Annotated in this window: 25 protein-coding genes; 11 read left to right on the forward strand and 14 right to left on the reverse strand. The window is 67.6% G+C overall.

The window, feature by feature from the left end; all coding sequences use genetic code 11:
• Positions 1-7 precede the first annotated feature (7 nt).
• Positions 8-274 carry a YegP family protein gene (locus AB4Y91_RS10165; protein WP_441418356.1) on the reverse strand — a complete coding sequence of 89 codons (267 nt, stop codon included), beginning with the start codon at positions 272-274 and terminating at the stop codon, positions 8-10.
• A gap of 156 nt (positions 275-430) precedes the next feature.
• On the opposite strand from AB4Y91_RS10165, the gene AB4Y91_RS10170 reads away from it, so the two are divergent.
• Positions 431-748, forward strand: coding sequence for an acylphosphatase (locus AB4Y91_RS10170; RefSeq protein ID WP_441418357.1), 318 nt, complete (start codon positions 431-433; stop codon positions 746-748).
• A 27-nt stretch (positions 749-775) separates the two neighbouring features.
• On the opposite strand, the gene AB4Y91_RS10175 is transcribed toward AB4Y91_RS10170, so the two are convergent.
• Positions 776-2,488, reverse strand: a complete 1,713-nt coding sequence (locus tag AB4Y91_RS10175) for a RecQ family ATP-dependent DNA helicase (RefSeq protein WP_441418358.1) — start codon at positions 2,486-2,488, stop codon at positions 776-778.
• 156 nt (positions 2,489-2,644) lie between these two features.
• On the opposite strand from AB4Y91_RS10175, the gene AB4Y91_RS10180 reads away from it, so the two are divergent.
• The 8 genes from AB4Y91_RS10180 (at position 2,645) to AB4Y91_RS10215 (ending at position 11,216) form a co-directional block, all read left to right on the forward strand.
• On the forward strand, positions 2,645-2,980 hold the full coding sequence (locus tag AB4Y91_RS10180; protein WP_441418359.1) for a cupin domain-containing protein: 336 nt from the start codon (positions 2,645-2,647) through the stop codon (positions 2,978-2,980).
• 42 nt (positions 2,981-3,022) lie between these two features.
• Positions 3,023-4,294: an alpha-hydroxy acid oxidase gene (locus AB4Y91_RS10185; RefSeq protein ID WP_441418360.1), complete on the forward strand. Its 1,272-nt coding sequence runs from the start codon at positions 3,023-3,025 to the stop codon at positions 4,292-4,294.
• An 81-nt stretch (positions 4,295-4,375) separates the two neighbouring features.
• Positions 4,376-5,278, forward strand: coding sequence for an ABC transporter substrate-binding protein (locus AB4Y91_RS10190; RefSeq protein ID WP_441418361.1), 903 nt, complete (start codon positions 4,376-4,378; stop codon positions 5,276-5,278).
• Between the two features lie 6 nt (positions 5,279-5,284).
• On the forward strand, positions 5,285-6,373 hold the full coding sequence (locus AB4Y91_RS10195) for an amino acid ABC transporter permease (protein ID WP_441418362.1): 1,089 nt from the start codon (positions 5,285-5,287) through the stop codon (positions 6,371-6,373).
• On the forward strand, positions 6,370-7,137 hold the full coding sequence (locus AB4Y91_RS10200) for an amino acid ABC transporter ATP-binding protein (protein ID WP_441418363.1): 768 nt from the start codon (positions 6,370-6,372) through the stop codon (positions 7,135-7,137). The genes AB4Y91_RS10195 and AB4Y91_RS10200 overlap by 4 nt, the downstream gene beginning before the upstream one ends.
• A gap of 195 nt (positions 7,138-7,332) precedes the next feature.
• Entirely contained in the window at positions 7,333-7,662 is a 330-nt protein-coding gene (locus tag AB4Y91_RS10205; RefSeq protein ID WP_441418364.1) for a GYD domain-containing protein, read from the forward strand.
• A 90-nt stretch (positions 7,663-7,752) separates the two neighbouring features.
• Positions 7,753-9,117, forward strand: coding sequence for an MFS transporter (locus AB4Y91_RS10210; protein ID WP_441418365.1), 1,365 nt, complete (start codon positions 7,753-7,755; stop codon positions 9,115-9,117).
• Positions 9,118-9,323: 206 nt separating this feature from the next.
• Positions 9,324-11,216, forward strand: coding sequence for an FAD-binding monooxygenase (locus tag AB4Y91_RS10215; RefSeq protein ID WP_441418366.1), 1,893 nt, complete (start codon positions 9,324-9,326; stop codon positions 11,214-11,216).
• Positions 11,217-11,277: 61 nt separating this feature from the next.
• Here the strand turns inward: AB4Y91_RS10215 and AB4Y91_RS10220 are convergent, their stop codons facing one another.
• The 4 genes from AB4Y91_RS10220 to AB4Y91_RS10235 form a co-directional block, all read right to left on the reverse strand.
• Positions 11,278-12,015, reverse strand: a complete 738-nt coding sequence (locus AB4Y91_RS10220) for a YoaK family protein (protein ID WP_441418367.1) — start codon at positions 12,013-12,015, stop codon at positions 11,278-11,280.
• Positions 12,008-12,268, reverse strand: a complete 261-nt coding sequence (locus tag AB4Y91_RS10225) for a hypothetical protein (RefSeq protein ID WP_441418368.1) — start codon at positions 12,266-12,268, stop codon at positions 12,008-12,010. Before AB4Y91_RS10225 ends, AB4Y91_RS10220 begins: the two co-directional genes overlap by 8 nt.
• A 153-nt stretch (positions 12,269-12,421) precedes the next feature.
• Positions 12,422-13,006, reverse strand: coding sequence for a histidine phosphatase family protein (locus AB4Y91_RS10230; protein WP_441418369.1), 585 nt, complete (start codon positions 13,004-13,006; stop codon positions 12,422-12,424).
• A gap of 209 nt (positions 13,007-13,215) precedes the next feature.
• A complete protein-coding gene (locus tag AB4Y91_RS10235; protein ID WP_441418370.1) occupies positions 13,216-15,084 on the reverse strand; it encodes a hypothetical protein in 1,869 nt (622 codons plus the stop codon).
• Between the two features lie 422 nt (positions 15,085-15,506).
• Here AB4Y91_RS10235 and AB4Y91_RS10240 point away from each other — a divergent pair, with 422 nt between their 5' ends.
• Positions 15,507-15,926: an ester cyclase gene (locus AB4Y91_RS10240; RefSeq protein WP_441418371.1), complete on the forward strand. Its 420-nt coding sequence runs from the start codon at positions 15,507-15,509 to the stop codon at positions 15,924-15,926.
• A 108-nt stretch (positions 15,927-16,034) separates the two neighbouring features.
• Here AB4Y91_RS10240 and AB4Y91_RS10245 read toward each other — a convergent pair whose 3' ends face one another.
• The 3 genes from AB4Y91_RS10245 to AB4Y91_RS10255 form a co-directional block, all read right to left on the reverse strand.
• Positions 16,035-17,111: a glycerophosphodiester phosphodiesterase family protein gene (locus AB4Y91_RS10245; protein WP_441418372.1), complete on the reverse strand. Its 1,077-nt coding sequence runs from the start codon at positions 17,109-17,111 to the stop codon at positions 16,035-16,037.
• Positions 17,112-17,262: 151 nt separating this feature from the next.
• Positions 17,263-17,736 carry a hypothetical protein gene (locus AB4Y91_RS10250; RefSeq protein ID WP_441418373.1) on the reverse strand — a complete coding sequence of 158 codons (474 nt, stop codon included), beginning with the start codon at positions 17,734-17,736 and terminating at the stop codon, positions 17,263-17,265.
• 42 nt (positions 17,737-17,778) lie between these two features.
• Positions 17,779-18,555, reverse strand: coding sequence for a DinB family protein (locus AB4Y91_RS10255; RefSeq protein ID WP_441418374.1), 777 nt, complete (start codon positions 18,553-18,555; stop codon positions 17,779-17,781).
• Positions 18,556-18,868: 313 nt separating this feature from the next.
• Here AB4Y91_RS10255 and AB4Y91_RS10260 point away from each other — a divergent pair, with 313 nt between their 5' ends.
• The gene (locus AB4Y91_RS10260; protein WP_175323407.1) at positions 18,869-19,249 is read left to right on the forward strand and encodes a VOC family protein; all 381 of its coding nucleotides are present in this window, start codon (positions 18,869-18,871) and stop codon (positions 19,247-19,249) included.
• Positions 19,250-19,423: 174 nt separating this feature from the next.
• Here AB4Y91_RS10260 and AB4Y91_RS10265 read toward each other — a convergent pair whose 3' ends face one another.
• The 5 genes from AB4Y91_RS10265 to AB4Y91_RS10285 all read right to left on the reverse strand — a co-directional run bounded on the left by AB4Y91_RS10265 (position 19,424) and on the right by AB4Y91_RS10285 (position 24,920).
• Complete coding sequence (locus tag AB4Y91_RS10265; protein ID WP_441418375.1) at positions 19,424-20,317, reverse strand: potassium channel family protein; 894 nt, start codon at positions 20,315-20,317, stop codon at positions 19,424-19,426.
• A gap of 139 nt (positions 20,318-20,456) precedes the next feature.
• Positions 20,457-20,585, reverse strand: a complete 129-nt coding sequence (locus AB4Y91_RS10270) for a hypothetical protein (RefSeq protein WP_441418376.1) — start codon at positions 20,583-20,585, stop codon at positions 20,457-20,459.
• A 48-nt stretch (positions 20,586-20,633) separates the two neighbouring features.
• Positions 20,634-22,127 carry an alpha-amylase family glycosyl hydrolase gene (locus tag AB4Y91_RS10275; protein WP_441418377.1) on the reverse strand — a complete coding sequence of 498 codons (1,494 nt, stop codon included), beginning with the start codon at positions 22,125-22,127 and terminating at the stop codon, positions 20,634-20,636.
• A 118-nt stretch (positions 22,128-22,245) separates the two neighbouring features.
• Positions 22,246-23,211 (reverse strand): lipid kinase, encoded by a 966-nt coding sequence (locus AB4Y91_RS10280; RefSeq protein ID WP_441418378.1) that lies wholly within the window; start codon positions 23,209-23,211, stop codon positions 22,246-22,248.
• A gap of 35 nt (positions 23,212-23,246) precedes the next feature.
• The gene (locus AB4Y91_RS10285) at positions 23,247-24,920 is read right to left on the reverse strand and encodes a thiamine pyrophosphate-binding protein (RefSeq protein ID WP_441418379.1); all 1,674 of its coding nucleotides are present in this window, start codon (positions 24,918-24,920) and stop codon (positions 23,247-23,249) included.
• Positions 24,921-24,940 lie beyond the last annotated feature (20 nt).

Here is a 24,940-nt window from a genome sequence, read left to right on the forward strand (position 1 = left end):
CCAAAATTTACACGGCGGGGAAGTGCCGTCGCTGGCGGCTGTGGGGGCGGGCCGCCGTGCTGCTCTTGGTCCAGGTGGTGCCGCCCCAGGGAGTTGAATGGGTCTCCCGGATCAGTCCGGTGCCGGCGCACTCGCGGACTGCCATGATGCCGTCCGCCGCGGAACGCTTGTCCTCGAAGGCTTTTGAGACAGCGAGCACTGTGCCGTCCGCCCCCAGCAGCCGGAACCGGACGTTCGATTCTGCGTCGGTGAAGATTTCGAATTGTCCTGCCATTGTCTTTTCCTTTCAGGCGTTCCGGCAGGCGTCGCGGGGTGTCCGCTGAGTGCGCTGTGCCGGAGGTCTTCTTCCACCCTCCTTGGCCCGGGACAGGGCTGAAAGGGGCAAAGGTCCCGGATGTGGGCGGCGCCGGACCGGGACTACATTGGAGGCATGGCTGATTTTGCTGGTGGATCCGGGGCTGCGGACGCGGGTGCCGCCGTGCGTCTGACGGCCCGGGTGCAGGGCATGGTGCAGGCGGTCGGCTTCCGGTACTGGACAGTGCGCAAGGCCGAGGAACTCGCCCTGCGCGGCACCGTGCGGAACAACGACGACGGCACGGTCGGCGTCGTCGTCGAGGGCCCGCAGGCGGTGGTGCTGCAGTTCCGGGCCTGGCTGCGCTCGCCGGAGGCGCCTGGACGGGTGGACCACGTGGACGAGCGGATCTCTCCGGCCACCGGAGCCTTCAGCAACTTCCGGGTGCTCTACTGAGCGCGGGTCACACCCAAGGTGCGGGCATCAGGGCAGCGGCCTCAGCAGCCCGCTGGCCAGCACCGCTCGCCGGGACAGGGTCTTGTAGCCCTCCCGCTCAAACAGCACCGTGATCAGCCCGTCGTCGTGGCCCATCACCAGGCCCCGACCCCAGAGGGCATGCTCCACGGCCGCGTTCAGCGGGAACTCTTCCGCGCCGGCCATGGACGAACCGGCCGTGGCAGCGCCGTCGCCGTGCGTCCTTCCTGCCGAACCGTCGCCGCAGTTGTCACAGTTCCCGCACGGGGCGGGGAAGTCCTCGCCGAAGTAGCCCAGCAGGAACTGGCGCCGGCAGCGGTGCGTCTCCGCGTAGCCGCGCATCATGGCGATGCGGGACTTGTCGACTCGTTCCCGCGCCGCGGCGAGGTCGACGGCGCGTTCCACCAGCGCCGCGGGATCGGCGCCCGGCGCCAGGCCCACCCCGTCGGACGCCAATGTCACCCCGCCGGTGTCCTGCAGTTGGTTCAGCAGCCCGGTGAGCCGGCGCGGCGGGTACCCAGTCGCCGCCGCGAGAGCCTGCGGGGGAACCGGAGTGCCGGCGTCGCGCAGGACGTCGAGGACGGCCAACAGGGCCTCCTGGTCCGGACGGTGGGTGGCGAAGTAGCGGCGCAGGCCCAGGTCCTCGGAACGGTAGTGCAGCGCCGCGACGGCGGGCAGGCCGTCCCGTCCGGCGCGGCCGAACTGCTGGTAGTAACTGTCCAGCGACTCGGGAATGTCCGCGTGCAGCACGAACCGGACGTCCGGCTTGTCGATTCCCATCCCGAACGCGGTCGTCGCCACCACCACGTCGAGGTCCCCGGCCAGGAACTGCCGGTGCACCTCGTCCCGTTCCGCCGCGCTCCGGCCCGCGTGGTAGGCCGCGGCCTGCAGTCCCTTCTGCGCCAGCTTCGCGGCGTACTTCTCGGTGTCCTTCCGCTTGGCCGCGTAGACCAGGCCAGGGCCCTGAAGCTCGCGGACCGACTCTGCCGCCTGCCGCACAACGGCACGGCGCTTCTCCTTGTCCTCGTGGTGCCGGATGACGTCCAGGCTGATGTTGGGCCGGTCGAAGCCGCGAACCAGCACCAGCGGATCCGTCATCCGCAGGCGGTCCAGGATCTCCTCCCGGACCGGGGGAGCGGCGGTGGCAGTGAGGGCCGCCGTCGTCGGGTTGCCCAGGCGCTCGCGGACCTCGCCCACGCCGAGGTAATCGGGCCGGAAATCGTGGCCCCAGGTGGACACGCAGTGGGCCTCGTCCACCACGAACAGGGCAATGTTCAGGCCCGCGAGCCGCTCCACCGTGCTGGTCTTCGCCAGCTGCTCCGGGGCGAGGAAGAGGAACGCGGCCTCGCCGTGCTCCATAGCCTGCCAGGCGCTCTCCTGCTCCGCGGCGCTGTGCGAGGAATTAACGGCGACGGCGTGGTCCGGGCCAAGCACGGCCGCCAGGCCGTCCAGCTGGTCCTCCTGGAGGGAGATCAGCGGGGAGACGACGACGGTGGGCCGCTTGAGCTGCCGGTGAAGGAGCAGCGCCGGGACCTGGTAGATGGCCGACTTCCCGTACCCGGTGGGCATCACCGCGAGGACATCCCGGCCGACGGCGAGCGCGTGCATGCCTTCGAGCTGTCCCTCGCGGAGCCGGGGGAGACCGAAACTGGCGGCGGCGAGCGTGCGGAGGGCGCCGTCGTCGGGTGCTTCGCGGACCGGGCCGGCGGTGGCCTCGCTCATTCGACGCTCCCTTGCGACGGTGCGGACTTTGGCGGCCCGCAACGCAGGCCGTTGGGTTCAGGGTAGGCGCAGCCGGGAGTTAGAAGAAACGCTTCGGCTGACGGTCGGGACAAATGGCCCTCGGCAGGGACCTCAGCGGTGGGTAGGGTGACCCGCATGCAGAAGATATCGATCGAGGCCCTTGCCCGCCAGCAGGTTACGGCGGCGCTCGCGGCGCCCAGCGGCCGGGCCGCAGACACCGCTTACGGCGGCCACGAGAAGGTGCTCAGGCAGACCGTGATGGCGTTCAAGGCCGGGACGCAGCTGAGCGAGCACCAGAACCCGGGGGAGGCGACCGTCTACGTGATCCGCGGCTGCGTCCGGCTGCAGGCCGGCGAGGAATCCTGGCAGGGGAAGGCCGGCGACCTGCTGATTGTGCCCGACGGGCTGCACAGCCTGATGGCGGAAGAGGACTCGGCGATCCTGATGACGGTGGCGAAGACCAAGGGCTGAGTACTGACCAGAACGCGCACCCACCCAGTTGAAAGGCCCTCCTTGAAAGTCAGCGAAGCCAGGCAGCTCATCCAGGTCAAGGCGCCCATCTTGTCGCGCCGGCGCCGGGTGCTGGCCAACGCCTTCAACGTTGAGGAGTACCGGAAGGCGGCACGGAAAGTGCTGCCCACCGGGATTTTCGACTACCTCGACGGCGGGTCCGAGGACGAAGTGACGCTGCGCCGCAACCGTGCCGTCTTCGATGCCTGGGCCCTGATGCCCAGCTGGGGCCCGGTATCCGGACCCGACACGAGCACCACCCTGCTGGGGAACGAAAGCGCCCTGCCGCTCACCCTGACCCCGACCGGGGCCACCCGGCTGTTCCATCCCGAGGGAGAAGCGGCCGTCGCCGCGGCTGCAGACCGGGCCGGTATTCCGTACGGGTTGGCAGGGCTGAGCACCGTGGCGATGGAAACGATCGCGGCGCGCCAGCCGAACCTTGACCGCTGGTTCAACTTCGGCCTCACCTCCGATGCCCGGGCGCTCAAAGACAAACTGGCGCGCTGCGAAGCCGCTGGCTTCACCACGCTCATTGTCGGCGTCGACACCCGCGCGCTGGGATCCCGGGAGCGGGATCTGCACAACGGCTTCACCGCGCCTCCCGCGCTGACGCTGTCAACCATCGCAGACATCGCCCGGCGTCCTGCCTGGTGGATCAACTTCCTGAAGTCGGACGGCATCAGTTTCCCCAACCTGGACCCCCGCAGCGCGGCGGCAACCTCCATGATTACGCCCGCCATGTGGCAGGACATCCTGGGCCACTCGGACGCGACCAGCGGATGGAATGAGCTGGAGGCTTTGCGGCAGGTGTGGAGCGGCAAAATCGTCCTGAAGGGCTGCGTCAACCCTGCCGACGTCGCCAAAGCCTCGCGCATTGGCCTGGACGCCGTGCAACTGAGCAACCACGGCGGACGCCAGCTCGACCACATGCTCAGCCCCATGGACGTCCTGCAGGAATCGCGGCAGCGCGTGGGTGGTTCGATCGAGATCTACGTGGACTCCGGCATCCGGCGGGGCAGCGACATCCTCAAGGCACTCGCGCTGGGCGCCGACGCCTGCTCGATCGGCCGGGCCTACCTTTACGGGCTGGTCGCCGCGGGGTCGCCCGGCGTCGGACGGATCATCGAGATCCTCGCGGACGAACTCCGGCGTACGATGACGTTAGTAGGCGTTTCCAGCATTCCCGAGTTGAAAGCCCGGGGTGGAGAAATTCTCCGGGACATTCGTCATTCCGGGGAAATCCTTGAATCGACGGCGTCAGGCGACACGAAGTGATTCACTCTGATCCAGCAGGCACCCAGAGTTCTCCCGCAGCGCCGCGGGAGGCCAATGAATCCCTGAACAGCTAAGGAAACCATGCGTACTCGATACCTTTTTCCCGTTCTCACGATCGCTAGCGCGCTCTCCCTCTCAGGCTGTGTCAACAACAGCGAACCCGCCGCCTCCGGCGGAGCGAATGCAAGCTCCGACGCCGTCGACGTGAAAAAGAACGACGCCATTGCTGCGACCCTGCCGGAGAAAATCAAGAACGCCGGCGTGCTCAATGTCGGCATGGCCAACAATTACCCGCCCAACGAGTTCAAGGACGATAACGGGGCACCCGCAGGCTGGTCCGTGGATCTCACTAACGCGCTGGGAAAAGTGATGGGTTTGAAGGTCAATTTCGACATTGGCACCTTCGATAACATCCTCCCGGCCGTCCGGGCAGGGAAGGACGACATGGGGATGTCCTCCTTTACCGACACCGTGGAACGCGAAAAGCAGGTGGATTTTGTGAACTACTATTCCGCCGGCATTCAGTGGGCCGCGCCCAAGGGCAAGACCGTGGATCCGAAGAACGCCTGCGGGCTCAAGGTCGCCGTCCAGGCCACCACCTACGAGGACACGCACGAGGTGCCGGCCAAGTCGAAGGCCTGCACGGATGCCGGGAAGCCGGCCATCACCATCTTCCGCTACGACGCCCAGGACCAGGCCACAAACGCCCTGGTGGTGGGGCAGGTCGACGCGATGAGCGCCGATTCGCCCGTGACGCTGTACGCGATTTCCAAGACCAAGGACAAGCTGCAGACCGCCGGCGACGCGTTCGAGGTGGCACCGTACGGGATCCCGGTGGCGAAGGGCAGCGCTTTCACCCCGGTCCTGCAGAAGGCGCTCCAGTCGCTGATCGACGACGGTTCGTACACCAAGATCCTGGCCAAGTGGGGAGTGGAAGCCGGCGGCATCAAGACGGCGGAACTCAACGTGGCCGCCAAAGGGTGACACCCCATGAGCGAGCGGGAACCCGACCGGATGATTGAGCCGGATCCGGCCAAGCCGCTGCCCGCGGGCGCGGCGCCGGCCGGCGGGGCGCAGCCTGCCGGTAACGCGCAGCGCGCCGGCGTGGGCAGCGGGACGGACGACGCCCCGGCGGAGGCCATCGTCGCGATCCCGCTGCGCCACCCCTGGCGGAACGTGATCGCCGTGCTCCTGCTGTTGGGCCTTGCGGTGTTCGTGCTCGACGCCGCCCAACGCCCTGATTACGGCTGGGCGGATGTGGGCAAGTATATTTTCGACCGCCGGATCAGCCAGGCCGCCTGGGTGACATTGTGGCTGACCATTTACGCGATGATCGGTGCGATCGTCATCGGGCTCCTGCTGGCCATCATGCGGCTCTCCCCGAACCCCGTGCTGAAGAGCATCGCGTGGCTCTACATCTGGATCTTCCGGGGAACTCCGGTCTACGTCCAGCTGGTTTTCTGGGGCATCGTGTCGCTGATTTATCCGGTGTTCACCCTGGGGATTCCGTTCATGACGCCGTGGGTCACCATCCCGAACGAGGTCTTCACGAACCTGTTCATCACCGCCGTGATCGGCCTGGGCCTGAACGAGGCCTCCTACATGTCTGAGATCGTGCGGGCCGGCCTGCTGTCCGTGGACGAGGGCCAGGCCGAGGCCTCGACGGCGTTGGCCATGTCCTGGGGGCAGACGATGCGGTACGTCGTGGTCCCGCAGGCCATGAAAATCATCATTCCGCCCACGGGGAACGAAGTTATCTCGATGCTCAAGACCACCTCCCTGGTGGCCGCGATCCCGTTGAGCATTGACCTTTACGGCGTCTCCCGCGGCATCTCCGCGGTGACGTTCACTCCGGTGCCGCTGCTGATCGTCGCGTCCCTCTGGTACCTGCTCTTTACTTCGGTGCTGATGGTTGGCCAGCACTTCATCGAAAAGCGGTTCTCGCGCGGAACCGGCCGGATGAAGACTGACAAGGGACCCGCGGAGCCCGGGCCGGCGGCGACGGCGGGACCTGGCGTGCAGGGCGCACCCGGGGCGCCCGGCGCCCCGACCGGTAACGACTTTGGAGGAAAAAGATGACCGGCGCTCCCATGGTCCTTGCGGAAAAGGTTTCCAAGAACTTCGGCACCAACAGGGTGCTGCGCGGGATCAGCCTGGAAGTGGACCGCGGCGAGGTGCTCTGCATTGTGGGCCCCAGCGGCTCAGGCAAGTCGACCTTCCTGCGCTGCATCAACCACCTGGAGCGCGTCGACGGCGGCAGGCTGTCGGTGGAAGGCCAGCTGGTTGGCTACCGTCAAAAGGGCGACAAGCTCTACGAGCTCAAGCTAAGTGAAGCAGCGCACCAACGGCAGGACATCGGAATGGTCTTCCAGAGGTTCAACCTGTTCCCGCATCTCACCGCGTTGGAGAACATCACCCTTGCGCCCATGCGGGTGAAGAAACAGTCCAAGGCAGCGGCCACCGCCAGGGCTATAGAACTGCTGGAGCGTGTGGGGCTGGAGGACAAGGGGGATGCCTATCCGGCGCACCTGTCGGGGGGCCAACAGCAGCGTGTGGCCATCGCCCGGGCCTTGGCCATGGACCCGAAACTGATGCTCTTCGACGAACCGACCAGCGCCCTGGACCCGGAGTTGGTGGGGGAGGTCCTGGACGTGATGAAGGGGCTGGCCAAGAGCGGCATGACCATGATCGTGGTGACCCACGAGATGGGCTTCGCCCGGGAGGTTGCGGACACCCTGGTCTTTATGGACGAGGGTGTGGTGGTGGAAGCCGGACCTCCCCGGCAGCTCCTCAGCAACCCGCAGCACGACCGCACCAAGGCGTTTCTTTCCAAGGTCCTCTGACGCGACACCCGGAGCCGACCCCTGGGTGGTGGGATGCCGCCGTCGGACTTTCCGGAACCCGTTGTCAGTGTGCCGGAGCGGGCCTACGCTGTGCCTCGACGGCCCCACTCGGGACCGGCTCCAGGACCCTCCCTCGCTGGGGTGCCAGCACACCCCGGATGCCTGCGTCCTGGACTTCACGGGACAGGAATTGCCATGACCAAGTATCTGTTTGAAGCCAATTACCTGGGCGAAGGAATCAAAGGACTGATGCGCGAGGGCGGCAGCAAACGCCGCGACGCCCTGATGGACGCCCTCAAATCCGTGGGCGGATCGCTCGAGTGCTTTTATTACGCCTTCGGGGACACCGACGTCCTGGGTGTCCTTGAGGCCCCGAGCGACGCCGATGCCGCAGCCCTCTCGCTGATGATCAATGCCACCGGCAACGTCAACGTTCGGCTGAAGCCGCTCATGACGGTGGAAGACATCGACGAAGCGGTCAAGAAGACACCCACCTACCGGGCGCCGGGTCAGCAGGGGCGCTAGCCGTCAAAGCCTGCGTTCTGTGACGGCCCAACTGGTCCGCGACGGCGGGCGGGTTCGGTTCCGGCCGCCGTCGTAGGACAGACTGTTGCCGTGAGCAACTCTCCCCGCACAGGCATCGCCATCGCAGGGCTCAGCCTCGGCACGGCGCTGAACCCGCTGAACTCCTCGATGATCGCCGTCGCGCTGGTGGTCTTGCGCGCGGATTTCGCGCTCGACGTCGCCACGGTCACCTGGGTGGTCACCTCTTTCTACCTGACCTCGGCGGCCGGCCAGCCGCTGATGGGACGGCTCGCGGACCGCTTCGGCCCGCGCCGGCTGTTCCTGCTGGGCATGGCCCTGGTGGCGGTGACCTGCGCGTTGGCCCCGTTCGCGCCGAACTTCGCGCTGCTCTGCGTGGCGCGGGCCTTTATGGCGCTCGGCACCGCGACGGCGTATCCCAGCGCCGTTGTGATGGTTGCGGCGCTGGCCCGGCAGGCAAATGTCAGATCCACCCGGCCGCTGGGCCGGATCCAGATGGCGAACACCTCGGCGGCGGCCGTCGGACCGGTGGTGGGCGGACTGCTGGTGAGCCTGGTGGGCTGGCAGGCGCTGTTCCTGATCAACGTGCCCCTGGCGCTGGCGGCGATCCTGGTGGTCCGCAGGTTCGCCCCGGCGGACGTTGAGCGGGAACGCGGCAAGGTGTCGGAGCTGCTCCGCGACTCGGACCTGCCGGGCATCGGCGCGTTCATCGGCGCCCTGGTGCTGGTGATGATGGCGCTGCTCAATGTGCTGCCCGCCTACCGCTGGTGGCTGCTGGGCGGCGGGCTGCTGCTCGCCGTGCTGTTCACCGTGCGGGAGCTGCGCTTCAGCCCGCCCTTCCTGGACCTGCGGCTGCTGGGGACCAACCGGCCGCTGCTGCTGGTGTACCTGGGCTTCGCGTTGTTCAACGGCGTCTACTACTTTGCCTTCTTTGGCCTCCCGCAGCTGCTGCAGACCGCCGGCGGTTACGACCCGGGAATCGTGGGTCTGCTGATGCTGCCGCTCGCCGCCATCTCGGTGGTCGGAACACCGTTCGCGGTCCGTGCCATCGACAGCTTCGGCGTGCGGCGGGTGCTGATCGCCGGGGTCGTGTTGCTGATCGCCGCGTCCGGAACCATGTGGCTGCTGACCGCGTCCCTGGCCGCTCCGCTGGTGCTGGCGATGACGGCGCTGCTGGGGGTCCCGTATTGCGTGGTCAGTATCGCGTCCAGCCAGGGCATGTACCTCTCCACCCGGTTGGAGGAGCGTGGTGTGGCGGCGGGGATCTACCAGACGTGCCGCTACCTCGGCGCCATCACCGCGACAGTGCTGATCGGCATTTTTTACGGCACCGGAGTCAGCCAGGCGAACTGGGGGCTGATGGTGTTTGTCATGCTCGGCCTCGGCGCGGTGGTCTTCGTCGTGTCGCTGCTCTGGCGGGAGCGCCGGCCGGCCTAGCGCGGTCCGGCCGGCACTGCCGACGGAGCCCTTGACGCCCCCGCACCACGGGGGCTATGTGTGAGCGGAGCCACAAAATATTTGCCTGCGCGCCTTCGGGGCGCCTATAGTCAACTCAGCGGTTCGATAATAGAACATTGAGTTCTATTATCGAACAATCGATTTTGACGGCAGCAGCCAGCCCTACAACGACGTAAGGAAATCCCGTGCACTTCCACCACCACGGTTATGTATCCGGGGACCCGCGGGTCCAGCCCGCCGCCGGCGTCGGGGTCGACCGCCCGGCAGAGCTTCCCGACGTCGTCGACGTGCTGATTGTGGGCACCGGGCCCGCGGGCATGGTCGCCGCCGCGCAGCTCTCCCAGTTCTCCGACATCACGACGCGGATCGTGGAGCGCCGGCCGGGCCGGCTCGCCATCGGCCAGGCCGACGGCATCCAGGCCCGGAGCGTCGAAACGTTCCAGGCCTTCGGCTTCGCCGAGCGGATCATTGCCGAGGCGTACCGGATCACGGAGATGGCGTTCTGGAAGCCGGACCCCGCGGACCCGTCCCGCATTGTCCGCGCCGCCCGCACCCTGGATGACCCGGCCGGGATCAGCGAGTTCCCGCACCTGATCGTCAACCAGGCCCGCGTCCTGGACTACTTCGCCGAAGTCATGGCCAACGCCCCCACCCGGATGAAACCGGACTACGGCTACGAATTCGTGGGGCTGGAAGTCGGCGAGGGGGAGTACCCCGTCACCGTGACGCTCGCGCACACCTCCGGACTGGAGGCCGGCACGGAACGCATCGTCCGGGCCAAGTACGTGGTGGGCGCGGACGGCGCCCGGAGCAAGGTGCGGGATTCGATCGGCTGCACCATGGCGGGGGACAAGGCCAACCACGCCTGGGGCGTGATGGACGTGCTAGCCAACACCGACTTCCCGGACATCCGCACCAAATGCGCCATCACCTCGGGCGCCGGCGGCAGCATCCTGCTGATTCCGCGCGAGGGCGGCCACCTCTTCCGGATGTACGTGGACCTGGGCGTGGTCCCGGAGGGCGACGCCGGCGCGGTGCGCAGCACCAGCATCGAGCAGATCATCGCCAAGGCGAACGCCATCATCCACCCCTACACCCTGGACGTGCGCAACGTCGCCTGGCACAGCGTCTACGAGGTGGGCCACCGCCTCACCGACCGGTTCGACGACGTCGTCCCGGAGGAGCGCGGCACCCGCACCCCGCGCGTGTTCATCACCGGCGACGCCTGCCACACCCACAGCGCCAAGGCCGGCCAGGGCATGAATGTCTCCATGCAGGACGGCTTCAACATCGGCTGGAAGCTGGGGCATGTGCTGGAAGGCCGCAGCCCGGAGAGCCTGCTGGCCACCTACTCAGCCGAACGCCAGGTGGTCGCGAAGAACCTCATCGACTTCGACAAGGAATGGTCGACCCTGATGGCGAAGAAGCCGGAGGAATTCGACAGCCCGTCCCAGCTGGAGGATTTCTACGTCAGCACCGCGGAGTTCCCGGCCGGCTTCATGACCCAGTACACCCCGTCGATGCTGATCGGCGAGGCCACGCACCAGGAGCTGGCCACCGGCTTCCCGATCGGCAAGCGCTTCAAGTCCGCGCCCGTGGTGCGGGTCTGCGACACCAACCCGCTGCACCTGGGCCACCAGGCCACGGCGGACGGCCGGTGGCGGATCTACGTCTTCGCGGACCAGGCTGTGGCGGGGGCGGCGTCGCCCACCACGGACCTGGCCGCCTGGCTGGCCGAGGCGCCGGATTCGCCGCTCGCCGCCACCCCGGAGGGTTTGGACCGGGACGCCTGGTTCGACGTGAAGGTCATCTATCAGCAGGAGCACACGGAGGTGGATATCACCGCCGTGCCGGCAGTCTTCAAGCCTGCCGTGGGGCCGTTCCAGCTCAACTACCTCGAGAAGGTCTACGCCGCGGATCCGCGGGCGGACATCTTTGAGCAGCGCGGCCTGGACCGCGGCGGCGTTGTGGTGGTGGTGCGGCCGGACCAGTACGTGGCCACCGTGCTTCCGCTGACGGCGACGGCGGAGCTCGCCGCGTTCTTCGCGGGGTTGGTGGGGGAACGTTCTTCGGTCTGAGGCGGGGCGGGCCGGCCGGCCCGGCCCAGCCCGGCCCGCCCAGCCCAGCCCGGCCCCGGGTCTAGCGGTTGGCTGCCATCGACGCCGCTGGCGCTGCGGCCTCGGTGGCCCCGGCGTCGGTCCTGTTCCGCGCGATCCCGCCGGCAACCGCGACGATGAGCGTCAAGAGCGCGGTCAGCAGCACCCCGAGGCCCGGGTGCACGTGCAGCAGGGCCGCGCCGACGGCGGCGCCGGCCAGGATCAGCACGACGGCGCCGAGCCGGCGGCCGGTGTGGGCGCCGGATCCGCCGCCCAGCCGGGAATCGGCGGCGAGGCCGGTCAACGTCGAGGTGACCACCACGGTGGTGACGTCCTTGACGGCCAGGTGCCGGGCGGTGGCTGCTTGGATTCCCATCGCGACGGCGAGCGCGCCGGTGATCGCCAGGGTGACCGGGTCGCCGGCGTGCGGGGCATGGAATAACAGGACCACGGCCACTGCGGCCATGGTGAGACCAACGGCGGTCAGCAGACCCGTGGTCCTGCGGCTCCAGCCCGCGGCTTCCGGGCGCAGGGCCCGGCCGGCCACCACGGCGCCGAGCATAAAGCAGGCCAAGGCAATCAAGGGGCCTACCACAGGCAGGTTGTCCGCACCGATCAGCGCCATGCCCAGGATCACTACGTTGCCGGTCATGTTGCCGGTGAAGACCCGGTCCAGGCCGAGGTAGCCCACGGCGTCGATGACCCCGGTGGAGAAGGTCAGCACCAGCATCAGGATCAGGTGCAGCCGGGCCTGTTCGGCCGACTTCAATCGTTTAAGCATGGGTCATCTTTCGTTGCTGGGGCCGGGTCGCGGTGGGGGTGGTGAGCTGGCAGGCCAGGCGGAGGAGGTCGGCGTCGCGGTGTACCGGACCCACAATACTCACGCCGCAGGGCAGTCCGGCTGAGGTGGACAGCGGGATGTTTACCGCCGGGAGCCCGGCGATGCCCGCGATGCAGGTCAGCTGCATGGTGGAGCGGCGCACGGCTTCGATCGCCGGGCCGCCCAGGCGGGCGTCCTTAACCAGCGGCGCCACGGACGACGCCGAGGGCAGCACCAGCAGCCCCGCGGAGCGTGTCCCGGGCGGACTCGGACTGGTCGTAGGACCAGTTATGCGTCGGGGATGTTGCGGCGTGCGGCGAGGTCACGGGGGTGGTTTCGACTGGCGTAGGTCCGCCGACGGGAACGGTCAGGCGAGGGCGGTTGCGGCCAACCGCTCGCCGTTGAAGTACTCAAGCTGCCAGCCGTCGACGGCGTGGTGGTGGGCCAGGTTGAGTACGGCGTTGTCGACCCGCGGCAGCGGGCGGCCGGCTATGCGGCTCAAGCTGACCCTGAGCAGCGAGCCGTGCGCCACCACCAGGACACGGCCGCCGCGGAACTCCTCCGCCAGGGCTTCCAGCGCGCCCAGTCCGCGGTCGGCGGCGTCGTCCTCGGTTTCGGCGCCGCGGAAACCGCCGGGGATGCGCAGGGCGTCCAGCTCCGGGCCGTCCTGCAGCCCCTCGGCCGGGCCGAAGGAGCGCTCGGTGAGCTCGGGAACGTGGCGGGCCACGCTGAGGCCAAGCCCGGCGGCGATCAGGTCTGCGGTCTCGGCCGCACGGCCCAGCGGCGAGGACACGATCGCGTCCCACTCGTCGCCGGACAAGGCTGCGGCAGCCTCCCGCGCCTGGCCGCGGCCGACGTCGTTCAGCGGAATGTCAGTGGAGCCCTGAAGCCGGCGCTCGGCATTCCAGTCGGTCTGGCCGTGACGGATGAGCGCAAAAGTTGTGAGGGGCATGTCTTTCATTGTGCCTTGATCTGCGTCTGGCGGCCGAAACGCCGCCAGCCAGACGAGCTGCATCCGGAGCTGCCGAGTTTGGGGCTCTGCCGCCTGCTTCCGGGAAGTTGTCTGCGGCGTCCAGGTTTGTGGCGCCTGGCAGGAAATGAGGAACCCCTCCAGCGTGGTTTACTGGCGGAGTTCCTCATTTTCGAAGCAGCCCTAGCCTGCTATTTGGCCACGGCTGCTGTTCGGGCAGAGGTTCTGGATACGGTCGTGAATCCGGTTTTGGACCCGGTCACCCTGACGGTCATAGTCTTGGCGGCGTCCCTTGCGGTGAGTTTGTACCTAGCAGCGTTGGCTCCGGTGATGGCAAGGCCGGATCGGTACCACTGGTAGCGCAGCGTGACCGGTGCCGGCCCCCAAACGCCGGGCTTAGCGGTGAGGCTGGATGCCACCTTTGCGGTGCCGGTGATGGTGGGCGTGGCCCTAATCAGCGTTCCCTTGACGACTGCAGCTGTTGGGGCGGAGATTCGAGAGAGGGTTGTATAGCCGGCCTTGGAGGCGGTGACTTTTACCGTCAGGATAGCTCCCAGGTCCTGCGTCCCTGGAACATATTTGAGGGAGCTGGCTCCGGTGATCAGGGCACCGGAGCGGTACCACTGGTATCGAAGCGTGACTGGGGCGGGTCCCCACGCGCCGGGGACGGCAGTGAGGGTGGTTCCGACCCTGGGGGTGCCTGTAATTGCGGGGAGGGATCGCGTCAGTGCACCCTTGGCGATCGCTGCCGTGGGGGCGGACGTTTTGGCGCCGGTGCTGTAGCCGGGCTTGGACCCGGTTACCTTGACGCTGAGGGTCACCGCGACGTCGGAGGCACTGGGTGTGTAGACCGCGGCGGTTGCGCCTGTGATCGGTACGCCCGTGCGGAACCACTGGTAGGTGAGCGATACAAGTGAAGGTCCCCAAATACCAGCATTCGCCGTCAGCGGCTTGCCGACCTGAGGCGTGCCAGCAATTGTCGGTGCCGGACCCGTCAGAAGGCCTTCGGCAATCACCGCGGTTGGTGCCGATTTATTGGCGACAGTCGGATAGCCGGCCTTGGTGCCGGTGACGCTAACGGTGATGGTGCTTCCGGCGTCGGTGGCGGCCAAGGCATAGGTGGCTGCGTTTGCAGCGGCGATCGCGACTCCCGAGCGGTACCACTGGTATCCCAGAGAGATCGGGGAAGGACCCCAGCTGCCGGCGTTGGCCGTGAGCGTGGAGCCGACCCGTCCGGCGCCGGAAATCGTCGGAGTGGATGCGATCAGATTTCCCTTGAACGTCGTTGTCCAGGAGGCGATGGCATTCGGAGTCAGCGCGTAGCCGGGGGCTGCCTTCGCGGTGACGGTGACCGTACCTGCGCCAGGGTATGTGCCGGCGGGAACTTCCTGACCCTGGACCAGGTACTGGACTCCGGCGGTGGTGGGGACCGTGTAGGTGTCGCTGGCGGTGCCGTCCTGGTCGGTGAAGGTCGCAGCAGCCGGCGTCACAACGGTGGCAGGAGCTTCATCTGTGATCGTGACGGTGGCCAGCGTCTTGAAAAAAGTGGAATTGTTTCCCCACGTGTCACTCAGGGGGTAGAGGGTCACGTCCCACTGTCCGGTCGCGGCGCCCTGCGGAATGGTTATGGTGTGTTTCCAAATGCCGTCCTGCATGGTCCCGGAAACCAGCGTCATGCGGCCAAAGCCCTGGCTCTGGCCACCGCCCCAGGCCCACGGGTCGGGGTTGACCCAGCTGGAAGTCATGACCGGGGCTTCGACGCCCGTCGCATCGACCAAGTGGATACTGGTGGTAATCGTGGCCGGGCCGTTGTAGAGATTGAGGTTCGTCCATGTGACGGACTGACTAACGAGCGCCGGCCCTGACATGTCGGACGCGCGAGCTGGGGCGGCGTAAATGGTGCCCATGGATACGAGCATGGCTGCAAGGGCCATCACCATCACCCATGTCCGGGCACGGTTGAAGACAAGCATGACTTTCCCCCAATTGAGTCGCCCTAGCCGGGCTACGTGAATCCAGCCAGAACGGCAGGTATGTGAATCATACACATGAAGCTTCAACTGTCAGGGGCTACCCGCCAGCGCGTCTGGACACTGAAACCGTCGGGAGGAGAGATGCATTTCCGCCTCAGGCTCTCAGCTGCGGCTGGCCAAGACCAAGTAGTCCGCGGCGGCGTCGTCGTTAATCAGGTCAGCCATGTAATCCCTTGCCGGACGCTGCAAGCTTCTAACGGCAGATTAGGGTGCTGGTGTGACACCAACCGGGGCCCAACCGGGTGCATCTTGACACCTTCGAAGCCCGGGCATACGTTCACCCTTTGCGAGGCGATTCGCCCCTTCTCCACAACTTAGGCACAGGTTTTCCCGGTGCCGCGTGCCCGGGCGCTCCCGGAACGGAGCCCCGGCTGCGTCGGCTGAGCGGGCCGCGCCGGGCCACCTGCCTGGGGGATCCACTTCGGTCTCTGGCCTACAAGGAGCAGGAAATGTCGGAGGGTATTGGACTAATTGAGCGGTTTTACAAGGACGTCATGGAGAGCGGAAATCTCGCCCTTATCGATGAGCTGGCGACGGACAGTTATGTCGATCACGAGGAAGGCCTCCCTGGGCAGCCGGCCGGCAAGGATGGCGTGAAATTCTTCGTGAACACCATGCGGTCCGCTTTCCCGGACATCAAGGTCAAGGCGATTGAGCCCTCCCTGACCGCCGGCAACATGGAAGCATGCCACGTGGTCCTGACCGGGACCCACCGTGGCGAGATGGCCGGCATCCCGGCAACAGGCAAGAGCGTCGAGTTCGACTGCACGGACATCATCCGGGTCGAGGACGGCAAGGTGGCCGAGCACTGGGGCACCACCGACAACTTGGCCCTCATGCAGCAGATCGGTGCGGTGGCCGTTGGCTGAGTGGCACCCACCCACGACGGCGGCCGGACCGCCGCCGTCGGGATCAGAAAGCAGGGCTGCCCACGTTTCCCTCGGGAATCGTGGACAGCCTCTCTTGTCGGCGGTGTCTCAGGCCGCGGGCGCGTACGCCTTCGGGAACTTCATCCCGCGCTCGTCCATCACGGTGCGCAGCCGGGTGGGGTAGTCCGTGATGATGCCGTCCACGCCCAGGTCCATCAGCCGGTTCATGTCCGCGGTGGTGTTGACGGTCCACGGGATGACGGGCAGGCCGAGTTTGTGGGAGTCGGCGATCATTCCCGGGGTGACGGAGCGGAACGTGGGGGAGACGGCGTCGTAGCCCTGGGCGGCCGCGGCCTTGGCGAGGGATCCGCCGTAAGTGTCGATGTCGATGCCGCCGAGGTTCGGACTGGCGCCGGGCTGGCCGACCTCAAGCCAGGCGTCGCCGCTGGAGAGGGCAACCAGCGGGAGCTCCGGGGCGAGTTGCTTGGTCAGGTTCAGCGAGGACCAGTCGAACGACTGCACGGTGGAGCGGTCGGCCATGCCCGAGGCCTGGATCTCGGCGACCACGGCCTTGGTCAGGGCCACCATGCCCGTGCCGCCGGACTTGCCGTCTTCCACCTTGGTCTCGATGTTGAAGCGGACCTTCTTGGCCTCGGCGTCGCGCACCAGCTGGAAGACGTCCTTGAGCTCGGCGATCCGGTTCCCCTCGATCACGTCCTGCTCGGGGAAGCCCTTCAGCTGGGTGAAACCGCAGTCGAGCGTCTTGATCTGGGCGAGTGAAAGGTCCGCCACCCGGTCCCCGACGTACGGGAAGGCGGCATCGCCCGGGGTGGCCGGCGCCGTGTCCTGGCACTTGTCGGCCTGGATGGTGTCGTCGTGCCAGACGATGATCTTGCCGTCTGTCGTGAGGTGGGTGTCGAGTTCCAGCGTGCTCACGCCCAGCTTCAGGGAGTTGGCGAAGGCAGCCAGGGATTCCTCGGTCCACTCGCCGCGGCCTCCGCGGTGCGCCTGCAGGTCAAAGGAACCGTTGCGCTCGTTGGTCTTGATGCTAGATGTTGCGGTTCCCGCAGCGGTCGGCGCGGCGTTCGACGACGGCGCGGAGCCGGCGTCGGAGGCGGCGACGGCGGGGCTGGCGAGGGCGGCGACGAGAGCGGCGGCCGCCGCAGCAGTCAGGACTGTACGCATGGTGATGGTTCCTTCCGGGGTACGGATACCGGCGTTGAGCCGAAGACCCGTCCACGCTAGGGAACGCAGGTGGACCGCCGTGTTCCGGGAGCTGGACTCCGGGTGAACGGTGGGCGCCGAGTGGCAGCCGAAGGCCCGGTTGCTCACGTGGCTAGATGCCGGAGGCGCCCGTGTCGGTTCCGCTCAGGGTGTCGATGTAATCCAGCGTTTTTGGACTGACGTGCCGCACCGCCGCGAGGGCTTCACGGAGAACGGTTCGCCTGGCCGGGTCCCCCAGGGCGTCCCGGAGTTCCATTACCGTGTCGATGCCTTCGCGCTCGAACACGCACGTGATTTCCTCCATCTGGGCGAGACGGCCCGGAGAAGGCCAGTCGATAACGTCCGAGAGCTTCCCGGTATCGAGGTGCTGGCGGAATCCGCTGGTCGTGGCGGCATCCGGCCATGCCGCAATCAGAGCCTCGACCCTTGGTTTGACGGTCTCGTGGTAGTTCTGCCGCCGCTGCAACGTGGCATCGACAATGATGGCCCCGATGTGGTCCCAGCCGCGGCCGACGTCGGTCGAGGCGTCTGTGCCTGGTGAGGCGGCTGGCGCCGGAAGGTCGGCGGGATCATTGTCCATAGTCATAAGTGAATACTTCCACGTGCCGGTGGTGAGTGTGTCTTCGCGTCAGCCGTGACCGGGTGTCCACCTGGCGAGCCCCGCCTCGATCGCGTCCAGGTCCCGGACGGCGTAGCGGAGGTGCTCCCATTCCTCGTTGAGGATGGTGTGCAGGCAGGAGCGGACAGTCACCGGTTGGTCGGGGGCCCACGGATTCCGGCGGGCCGCGGACAGGTCAGCCGCGGTGACACTGGCGAGGTAGTCGCGCACCAGGGCTGTTTTCTCTGCCCGGACCTCAAGCACGTCGGCGTAGGACGGTGCCGCCGCTGAGAAGACAGCCGGATCGTACCCGTCGGTCTCGTACTCGGCGTTGGGTTGACCGATGGGGTGGTACGGCTGTTCCAGCTCGAGGATTCCCCGGCCAAGCCAGGTGTCCGTGGCCATGACCAGGTGGCGCAGTGTCTGGGCGAAGGACCACTCGCCGTCGACCGAGATATCAACCGTGCCGGGCGGCATCGCCGCAACCCGCTCGAGCGTCGCCTGCCAGGTCCGCTCCAGCACGGCCCAGGCGGCACGTAGCCCGTCCGGGTCGCCGGCGCGTCTCTCGGCGCGTCCGGGGAAGCGGCGGTTGAGTTCGGCCTCGACGAAGGGGACGACGTCGACGCCGTTGATGTGCAGGGTGTTCCCGGCGTCGAGCAGCCACGGGGCGTCGATGTCCGCCCCGGCCGCGTCGACCGCGCGCATCACAGCGCCGGTGAGGTCGGACCGGACGAACCGGGCGCCCCGCAGGTTCACGTCGGTGAAGTGTGCGCCTTGGAGGTCGTCAGACTGGGTGAAAGCTGCCATGCCAGCACTCTGCCACGGTTGCGTCAGCCGCGCAGCACCTTGGCGGGTTCCGCCGTTGCAGCCGGCGGTCCTGGAACGCTTTTGGGGATACCGATAACCCATTTTCTGCGGGACCAGATCGGTCCATAATGGCCACATAAGCTTCGGGGACCCCTCGCGCCCGCGATGGTGTAGCGCGGCATCGGAGAGTCCCAGGTGGCTGCCCCGGCTAGGCGCGAGGGGCGGTCACGGGCTCCGGGCCATGATTCCGGGGACCGAAACCGGGGGGAGCAACGCCATCACTGCGGTCATCGACGCATTGAAGGGATTCATCATGTTCAAGGATTCAAACATCATGGCTGTCCTCCCCGCGAAGGACATCAACAGGGCGAAGGAGTTCTACCGGGACAAGCTGGGCATCGAACCCTCCGAATCCATGGAGGAGGGCAGCGTGATGTACAGCTGCGGCCAAGGAACCCGCTTTCTCGTGTACCAAACTGACAATGCGGGGACGGCCAAGAACACCCAGATGGGCTGGGAAACGGACAACCTGGAACGCGAGATGGAGGAACTGCGCGGCCGCGGCGTCGTCTTTGAAGAGTACGACTTTCCCGGCCTGAAGACGGAGAACGGCATCGCCACGGCGTCCTGGGGGAAGGGAGCCTGGTTCCTGGACAGCGAGGGCAACATCCTCAACATCGCCCAGCGCTCGTAGGCCGGAGTCTGACACCGATCAACGACTCATAACATCGCTACCCCCGGCAACGGAGCCGGAGGAAACCGGATCCCGCCCGCAAGGCGGGAGCCGGTTTCGAGCCTGACGTCGCCCCTGGACAGGGCACCGAACGCGTCCAGAACAGCAGCGTTCGCAGCAGCGGCTGCCCGCACGCTAGTTAGTGTCGGGTTTCCTGCCCCGCAGGTGTCGGTGGTGCAGCTCGTAGCTGTCGAACACGTCAGAAGAGGTGGTTCCTGAATGGCCGAACTTGCCGCGAAGAACGTCCGCGAGTCCATCCAGCGCGGCGTGGAGCATCCGTCCGGCGAACTGGAGCTCAGGGTTGTCGCTGCGTTGGGCCTGGGATGCCAGTTCCTGGGCGTAGGCGACTGTGGCTGGCAAGGAGCCGCGCTGCTCGACTTCACGGAAGTAATAGGTTTCGTGGAACGCAAGCAGATCGATGCTCACGAGAGCTACGTTTCCGGCCATTGACTCCAGCAGCCCGGCGGCATGCGTGGGCTCCACGGACAGTACACCTGCAGGACCTGCGGCCTCCCTGAACAAGTTCAGCTCGTGGGCAAGGGCCCGGCGGCGGTTAAGGGCCGGGTACATCTGCAGGATCCAGGTGACCGTTGCTGTCAGCAAACCGAAACCGGTGACGGCCTGAAGTGCCACAACCAGCCTGAGCAGCGGATGCGTTGCCACGATGTCGCCAAACCCCACGGTGGAGAGAGTGACCAGGGAGATGTAGAGGGCTTCGGCGAAGTCGGCCCGCAGGGGAACCCCGGCTCCGTATACAAAACCGTCCGTCAGATGCGGCAGGTACAGCAGGGCCCAGCCGATGGCCGCCAGGCCCGCCCAGGCGCCAATGACAGCCGCCATGGCCAACGGCGCCGCGATGAAGGAGCCCCGGCCCCGCAGTTTTCTAGACGCCAGCCAGAACCCCCGCATGATCGCCCGGCCCACAGGACCTGAACCGTGCGGATAAAGCAGCGTTCGAAAGACGTCAACGAGCATCAGCAGAACCAGCCCGGCCCCCAAAACCGTCCAGAGCGTATCCGCAAAGTCCATGCCTCATCTTATGGGCGGCGCCCCCTGGCGTGATGATAACCAGCGGAACCCCGCAGTGCCGAGTACGACGGCGGCACCGGGTCTTAGGTGCCGACGTCGCCTGTGCGGCGGGCAGGGGCACCACCTTGCCACGCTCGCGTCAGCCCCGCAGCACCCACGCGGCGTTGTTTGGCTGCAGCCAGCCGTCCTGCTCCAGCGGCTGAGCGCTGAAGCTCACCGTGCCGGCCGGCACCCGCACCGGCTGGTCGCCCATCGCGACTGCGACCATGAAGTGTTCGTTGCGTTCGCAGATCAGCAGGTTCCCGGCCTCGACCCGCTAGGTGCCGCCGTCGTTTGCGGTGAAGACCTCGTTCTTCCACAGCTTCCGGCGCAGCGCTAACGCCGCTTTGGTCAGGTTCAGGACGGACTCGGCGTCCTGCTCCTGCCGTTCGACGGCGTGCCTGCCCCAGCCTGCGGGGAGCGGCAACCAGGGTTCGGAGGGTGGTCCTTCAGCGGTGCCCAGTGCGAAGCCGTGGTGCAGCGCTGGATCCTCGGTCCAGGGCAGCGGCACGCGGGCCCCGTCGCGGCAGACGCCGCCGCGGGCCCACATCGGGTCCACCCGGGCCTCCAGCGGAACGTCGACCTCGGGCAGCCCGAGCTCTTGGCCCTGGTAGATGTACGCCGGTCCTGGCAGACCCAGCAGCGTCACCAGCGCCGCGCGAGCACGAGAAGCGCCAAGTTCGCCGCCCCCGAACCGGGTGGCGGTGCGGACAATGTCGTGGTTCTCCAGCGCCCACGTCGGAGTGGCGCCATGTTCTTGGCGGGCAGCCTCGAGTTCGTTCCCGACGGCGGCCCAGGCCTCCGGGTCCCAGCCGAGCTTCACGAAAGCGAAGGCGAAGGCCTGCTGCATCTCGTCGGAGCGGGTGTAGCGGGCGGCGCGGGCCGGTTCCAGGTTGACCTCGCCCACCAGCAGGCGGTGCGGCTCATACTGCTCGGCCAGGGCGCGCCAGCGTCGGTAGACCTCGTGGACTTCTTCCTGGTCCGAGACCTGAGGGTTGGACCGCAGCCCGTCCACAACCCCGCCCTCCGACGGCGAGTCCGGCAGCCCCTCAGCCTTGAAAAGGGCGTGCGCGACGTCGATCCGCAGCCCGTCCACGCCCTTGTCGAACCAGAAGCGCAGCACGCCGTCGAAGTAGTCGCCGACGGCGGCGTTGCGCCAGTTCCAGTCGGGCTGCTCGGCGGAGAAGAGGTGCAGGTACCAGTCGAGATCTGTCTCTGAGGAAGGGTTGGCGCGGCTCCAGGCCCGGCCGCCGAAGACGCTCTGCCAGTTGTTCGGGGGCACGTCACCCCCGGGACCCTGAACGAAGTGGAACATCTCCCGCTCCGGCGAGTCCGGGCCGGCCGCAAGGGCAGCCTGGAACAGCGGGTGCTCGGAGGAGCAGTGGTTGGGGACGACGTCGAGCAGGATCTTGAGGCCCAGCGCGTGCGCCTTTTCCAGCAAAATATCGAACTGTTCCATGGTGCCGAACAGCGGGTCCACGCCGCAGTAGTCGGACACGTCGTAGCCCTGGTCCACCTGCGGGGAGGGCTGGAACGGGGTCATCCAGATCCCGTCGACCCCCAGGGAAGCGATGTACGGCAGGCGCGCGGCGAGCCCGGCGAGGTCGCCCACACCGTCACCGTCGCCGTCCGCGAAGGACCGCGGGTAGACCTGGTAGATGACGGCGGATTGCCACCACTGCACGTCCGGCGTGAGAGCGGTTTCCTCCGCAGCAGGGAGAGCGGCGGGGGAGACGCCGGCGTGCTCGGCGACATCACGGATGGTGACCACTGTTTCTCCTCCCTGAGTGTGCCTGCGGGTGCTGCGCGAACGCACTACGGAAGCCTAAGGCAAACGGTTTCGTTGGCTGCACCAACACTAAGGGGAGAGGCGGCTAGGGCGTGACTGTTTAGGAACCAACGCCCTCAGGAGGGCCTGCGGCGCCCGGCCCGTCGAATAAGGCGCTGGTGCTGGCCTGGGGCACCACCACGTGGACGGCGTTGCGCTGGACCGTGAAATCGGTGGGCGTGGCGGTGGCGATCTCGCCGTCGAGGTTCACCGGTAGCGGCGGCTCGGTGATCACCCGCACCTGCCGGGTGGTCAGGTGGTAGACCCGGTCGTGCTTGATGAAGCTGCCGTCCTTGAGCAGCCGGGCGATGCTCACGTGCTCCCGCAGAGGCCCTGCCAGGATGGCGTAGATATCAAGGAGGTGGTCATCGATCCCTGCGGTGGGGGAGACCGTGTTGCCGCCGCCGTAGTGCCGGCCGTTGCCCACCGCCACCTGCAGCAGATCCCCGAGCTCCAGCGGCTGGTGGTCCCCCTCCGGGAACTCGAGGCGGGCCCGGAACGGCTTGTGCCGGGTATAAGCGCGCAGGGTGGCGATGCTGTAGGCCAGTGGCCCGAGGTGCCGCTTCAAGCGGGGGCTGAGCGCCTCGGTCACGGCCACCGAGAGGCCTACGGAGGCGACGTTGAGGAACGGCTCACCGTTGGCCCGGCCGAGGTCGATGTCCACTATCTTGCCGTCGGCGACGGTGGCGCAAGCCTCGGCGAGGTTGTTTGGTATCTCCAGCGTGCGGGCGAAGTCGTTGGCGGTGCCCAGTGGGAGGACGCCGAGCACCACGTTGGTGCCGACCACCCGGCCGGCGGCGTAGGAGACGGTCCCGTCGCCCCCACCGACTACAACCAGGTCATGCCCGTCCGCAAGCACCCGGTCAAGCGTCGCGGCCAGGTCCGCCCCGGACCGCACACGGTGCACGGAAGAGACGGGCACGCCTGCCGCGCGCATCGCGTCCACGGCCTGCTCGGACGCCGCCCCGCGGCGTGATCCAGCGTTGATCACCACGGCGGCGGAGCGTGCGTCCCGGGCTGCCTTCATGGTGATCAGGGTAGCCCGCGGACCTGTGAATTCCGTCAGCCGGCCACCGCCGCCTTCGCGGCCCGCGAGGCTTCCATCCACTCGCTCAGCCACGGTGCCCGGACGCTCGCCGTGATTCGGCAGTCGGCCACGAAGGTTCCCCTGGCGCCGGCGTCGATCCAGTCCGTGAGCGCGGACAGGTCCTCCAACGAACGGATGATCGCCGATTCGGCACCGAGGGCCCGGGCGACGCCGCTGAAGTCCACCTCGGGGATCAGCATGGGCTTTTCGGTCAGGCCCTGGGAGCCGTACTGATGGATTTCGGCTCCGTACGCGGCATCGTTATAGATCACGACGACGGCGCTGCGGGCGGCGCCGATCAGCGATTCGAGGTCGGAGAGGCCCATCAGGAAACCGCCGTCGCCGGAGGCCAGCACCAGGGTGCGGCCGTCCTCCACCGCGCGGGCTGCACCGACGGCGCTGGCGAGGCCCAGCCCGATGGTCTGGTAGGCCGTGCCCACCATGACCAGGTCCTGCGGCCGCGGGATGCGCCAGTACATGGGCGCCCAGCCGACGAAGTGCCCCCCGTCCTGGACTACGGTGCGGCGCTCCGGCAGCGCCCCGTCCAGTGCTGCGGCAAGGGCGCGCGGGTCCAGTCGGCCGTCGGGCGTCTCCGCGGAGCCGGGGTGGTGGGCCGGTCCCTCGGCCAGGCGTTTGCGGGCCTCCGCGCGCCAGGCTCCTGCGGGGCCGACGGCCGGCGAGGCCGGGGCCTCCAGCAGCGCGAGGAGGCTCGCCGCCGCAGACTTCACGTCCCCGCTGACGAATGTGTCCACCCGGGGGTTCGTCGGCTGCAGGGCGGCGTCGATCTGGATGACCGTGCTTTCCGGGGCGAGCAGGTGCCCGAACCGCATGGTGAAGGGGCTCAGGCTTGCCCCGGCCACGAGGACCACATCGGCCTCGCCCATGAGCCCGGCCGCGGTGTCCGTGCCGAAGCCGCCCGCGACGCCGAGGTACCCGTCGCCCTCGAGGAGGTTCAGCGCCAGCGCGGTTCCGGCGGTCAGTGCGCCGAGTCGGTCGGCGAGTTCCCGGAGCTCCGGGCCGGCGCCGGCGAGATGCGCGCCGCGGCCGGCGAGGATCAGCGGCCGCTGCGCCCCGGCGAGCAGGCGGGCAACCTGCCCCAGGCCGCCGTCGACGTCGTCCCGCACGGCCGGTGCCAACGGCGCCGGGAGCTCTTCATCCGCTGCCTCGAGTGCGGCGAGGTCGTAGGGGATGGCGATCACGACGGCGGTGCGCTTGGTGAGTGCGTACTCCACCGCCTGCTGCGTGATGGCGCCCGCGGCGTCGCGGGTGACGGTGAAGGTGGCCGCGCCGAGGCCTGCGGCGATTGCTGCTTGGTCCACATCCTGCGGGCGGGCGCCGGTGCTCGGCGCGTCCCCGGTGACCAGCAAGACGGGGATTTGCGCCTGCACGGACTCGGCCAGGGCGGTGAGCGCGTTGGTGTAGCCGGGGCCGTAGGTGGTGGTGCCCGCGGCGAGGCGTCCGGACGTCCGGTAGTAGGCGTCGGCTGCGGCGATGGCGGCGCCCTCGTGCCGGACTGCGGAGAAGCGGAGGCCCAGCTGCTCAGCGGCATCCAAAAAGTAGACGTTTCCGTTGCCCATGACACCGAACAGATCGGTGAGATAGCTGCTGAGAACCTGTGCCACGCGGCCGGAAACGGTGAGTGAAGTCATGCAGGAAGTGTGTGGGCTAA

This window comes from Arthrobacter sp. YAF16 (genome assembly GCF_052113385.1).
In the GTDB taxonomy this organism is placed as follows: Bacteria; Actinomycetota; Actinomycetes; order Actinomycetales; family Micrococcaceae; genus Arthrobacter.

Excerpts from the sequence above, each read along its gene's own strand:
- AB4Y91_RS10165 (WP_441418356.1), bottom strand. The coding sequence starts at position 274 with ATGGCAGGACAATTCGAAATCTTCACCGACGCAGAATCGAACGTCCGG.
- AB4Y91_RS10170 (WP_441418357.1), top strand. The coding sequence starts at position 431 with ATGGCTGATTTTGCTGGTGGATCCGGGGCTGCGGACGCGGGTGCCGCC.
- AB4Y91_RS10175 (WP_441418358.1), bottom strand. The coding sequence starts at position 2,488 with ATGAGCGAGGCCACCGCCGGCCCGGTCCGCGAAGCACCCGACGACGGC.
- AB4Y91_RS10180 (WP_441418359.1), top strand. The coding sequence starts at position 2,645 with ATGCAGAAGATATCGATCGAGGCCCTTGCCCGCCAGCAGGTTACGGCG.
- AB4Y91_RS10190 (WP_441418361.1), top strand. The coding sequence starts at position 4,376 with ATGCGTACTCGATACCTTTTTCCCGTTCTCACGATCGCTAGCGCGCTC.
- AB4Y91_RS10195 (WP_441418362.1), top strand. The coding sequence starts at position 5,285 with ATGAGCGAGCGGGAACCCGACCGGATGATTGAGCCGGATCCGGCCAAG.
- AB4Y91_RS10200 (WP_441418363.1), top strand. The coding sequence starts at position 6,370 with ATGACCGGCGCTCCCATGGTCCTTGCGGAAAAGGTTTCCAAGAACTTC.
- AB4Y91_RS10205 (WP_441418364.1), top strand. The coding sequence starts at position 7,333 with ATGACCAAGTATCTGTTTGAAGCCAATTACCTGGGCGAAGGAATCAAA.
- AB4Y91_RS10220 (WP_441418367.1), bottom strand. The coding sequence starts at position 12,015 with ATGCTTAAACGATTGAAGTCGGCCGAACAGGCCCGGCTGCACCTGATC.
- AB4Y91_RS10230 (WP_441418369.1), bottom strand. The coding sequence starts at position 13,006 with ATGCCCCTCACAACTTTTGCGCTCATCCGTCACGGCCAGACCGACTGG.
- AB4Y91_RS10240 (WP_441418371.1), top strand. The coding sequence starts at position 15,507 with ATGTCGGAGGGTATTGGACTAATTGAGCGGTTTTACAAGGACGTCATG.
- AB4Y91_RS10245 (WP_441418372.1), bottom strand. The coding sequence starts at position 17,111 with ATGCGTACAGTCCTGACTGCTGCGGCGGCCGCCGCTCTCGTCGCCGCC.
- AB4Y91_RS10250 (WP_441418373.1), bottom strand. The coding sequence starts at position 17,736 with ATGACTATGGACAATGATCCCGCCGACCTTCCGGCGCCAGCCGCCTCA.
- AB4Y91_RS10255 (WP_441418374.1), bottom strand. The coding sequence starts at position 18,555 with ATGGCAGCTTTCACCCAGTCTGACGACCTCCAAGGCGCACACTTCACC.
- AB4Y91_RS10260 (WP_175323407.1), top strand. The coding sequence starts at position 18,869 with ATGTTCAAGGATTCAAACATCATGGCTGTCCTCCCCGCGAAGGACATC.
- AB4Y91_RS10265 (WP_441418375.1), bottom strand. The coding sequence starts at position 20,317 with ATGGACTTTGCGGATACGCTCTGGACGGTTTTGGGGGCCGGGCTGGTT.
- AB4Y91_RS10270 (WP_441418376.1), bottom strand. The coding sequence starts at position 20,585 with ATGGTCGCAGTCGCGATGGGCGACCAGCCGGTGCGGGTGCCGGCCGGC.
- AB4Y91_RS10280 (WP_441418378.1), bottom strand. The coding sequence starts at position 23,211 with ATGAAGGCAGCCCGGGACGCACGCTCCGCCGCCGTGGTGATCAACGCT.
- AB4Y91_RS10285 (WP_441418379.1), bottom strand. The coding sequence starts at position 24,920 with ATGACTTCACTCACCGTTTCCGGCCGCGTGGCACAGGTTCTCAGCAGC.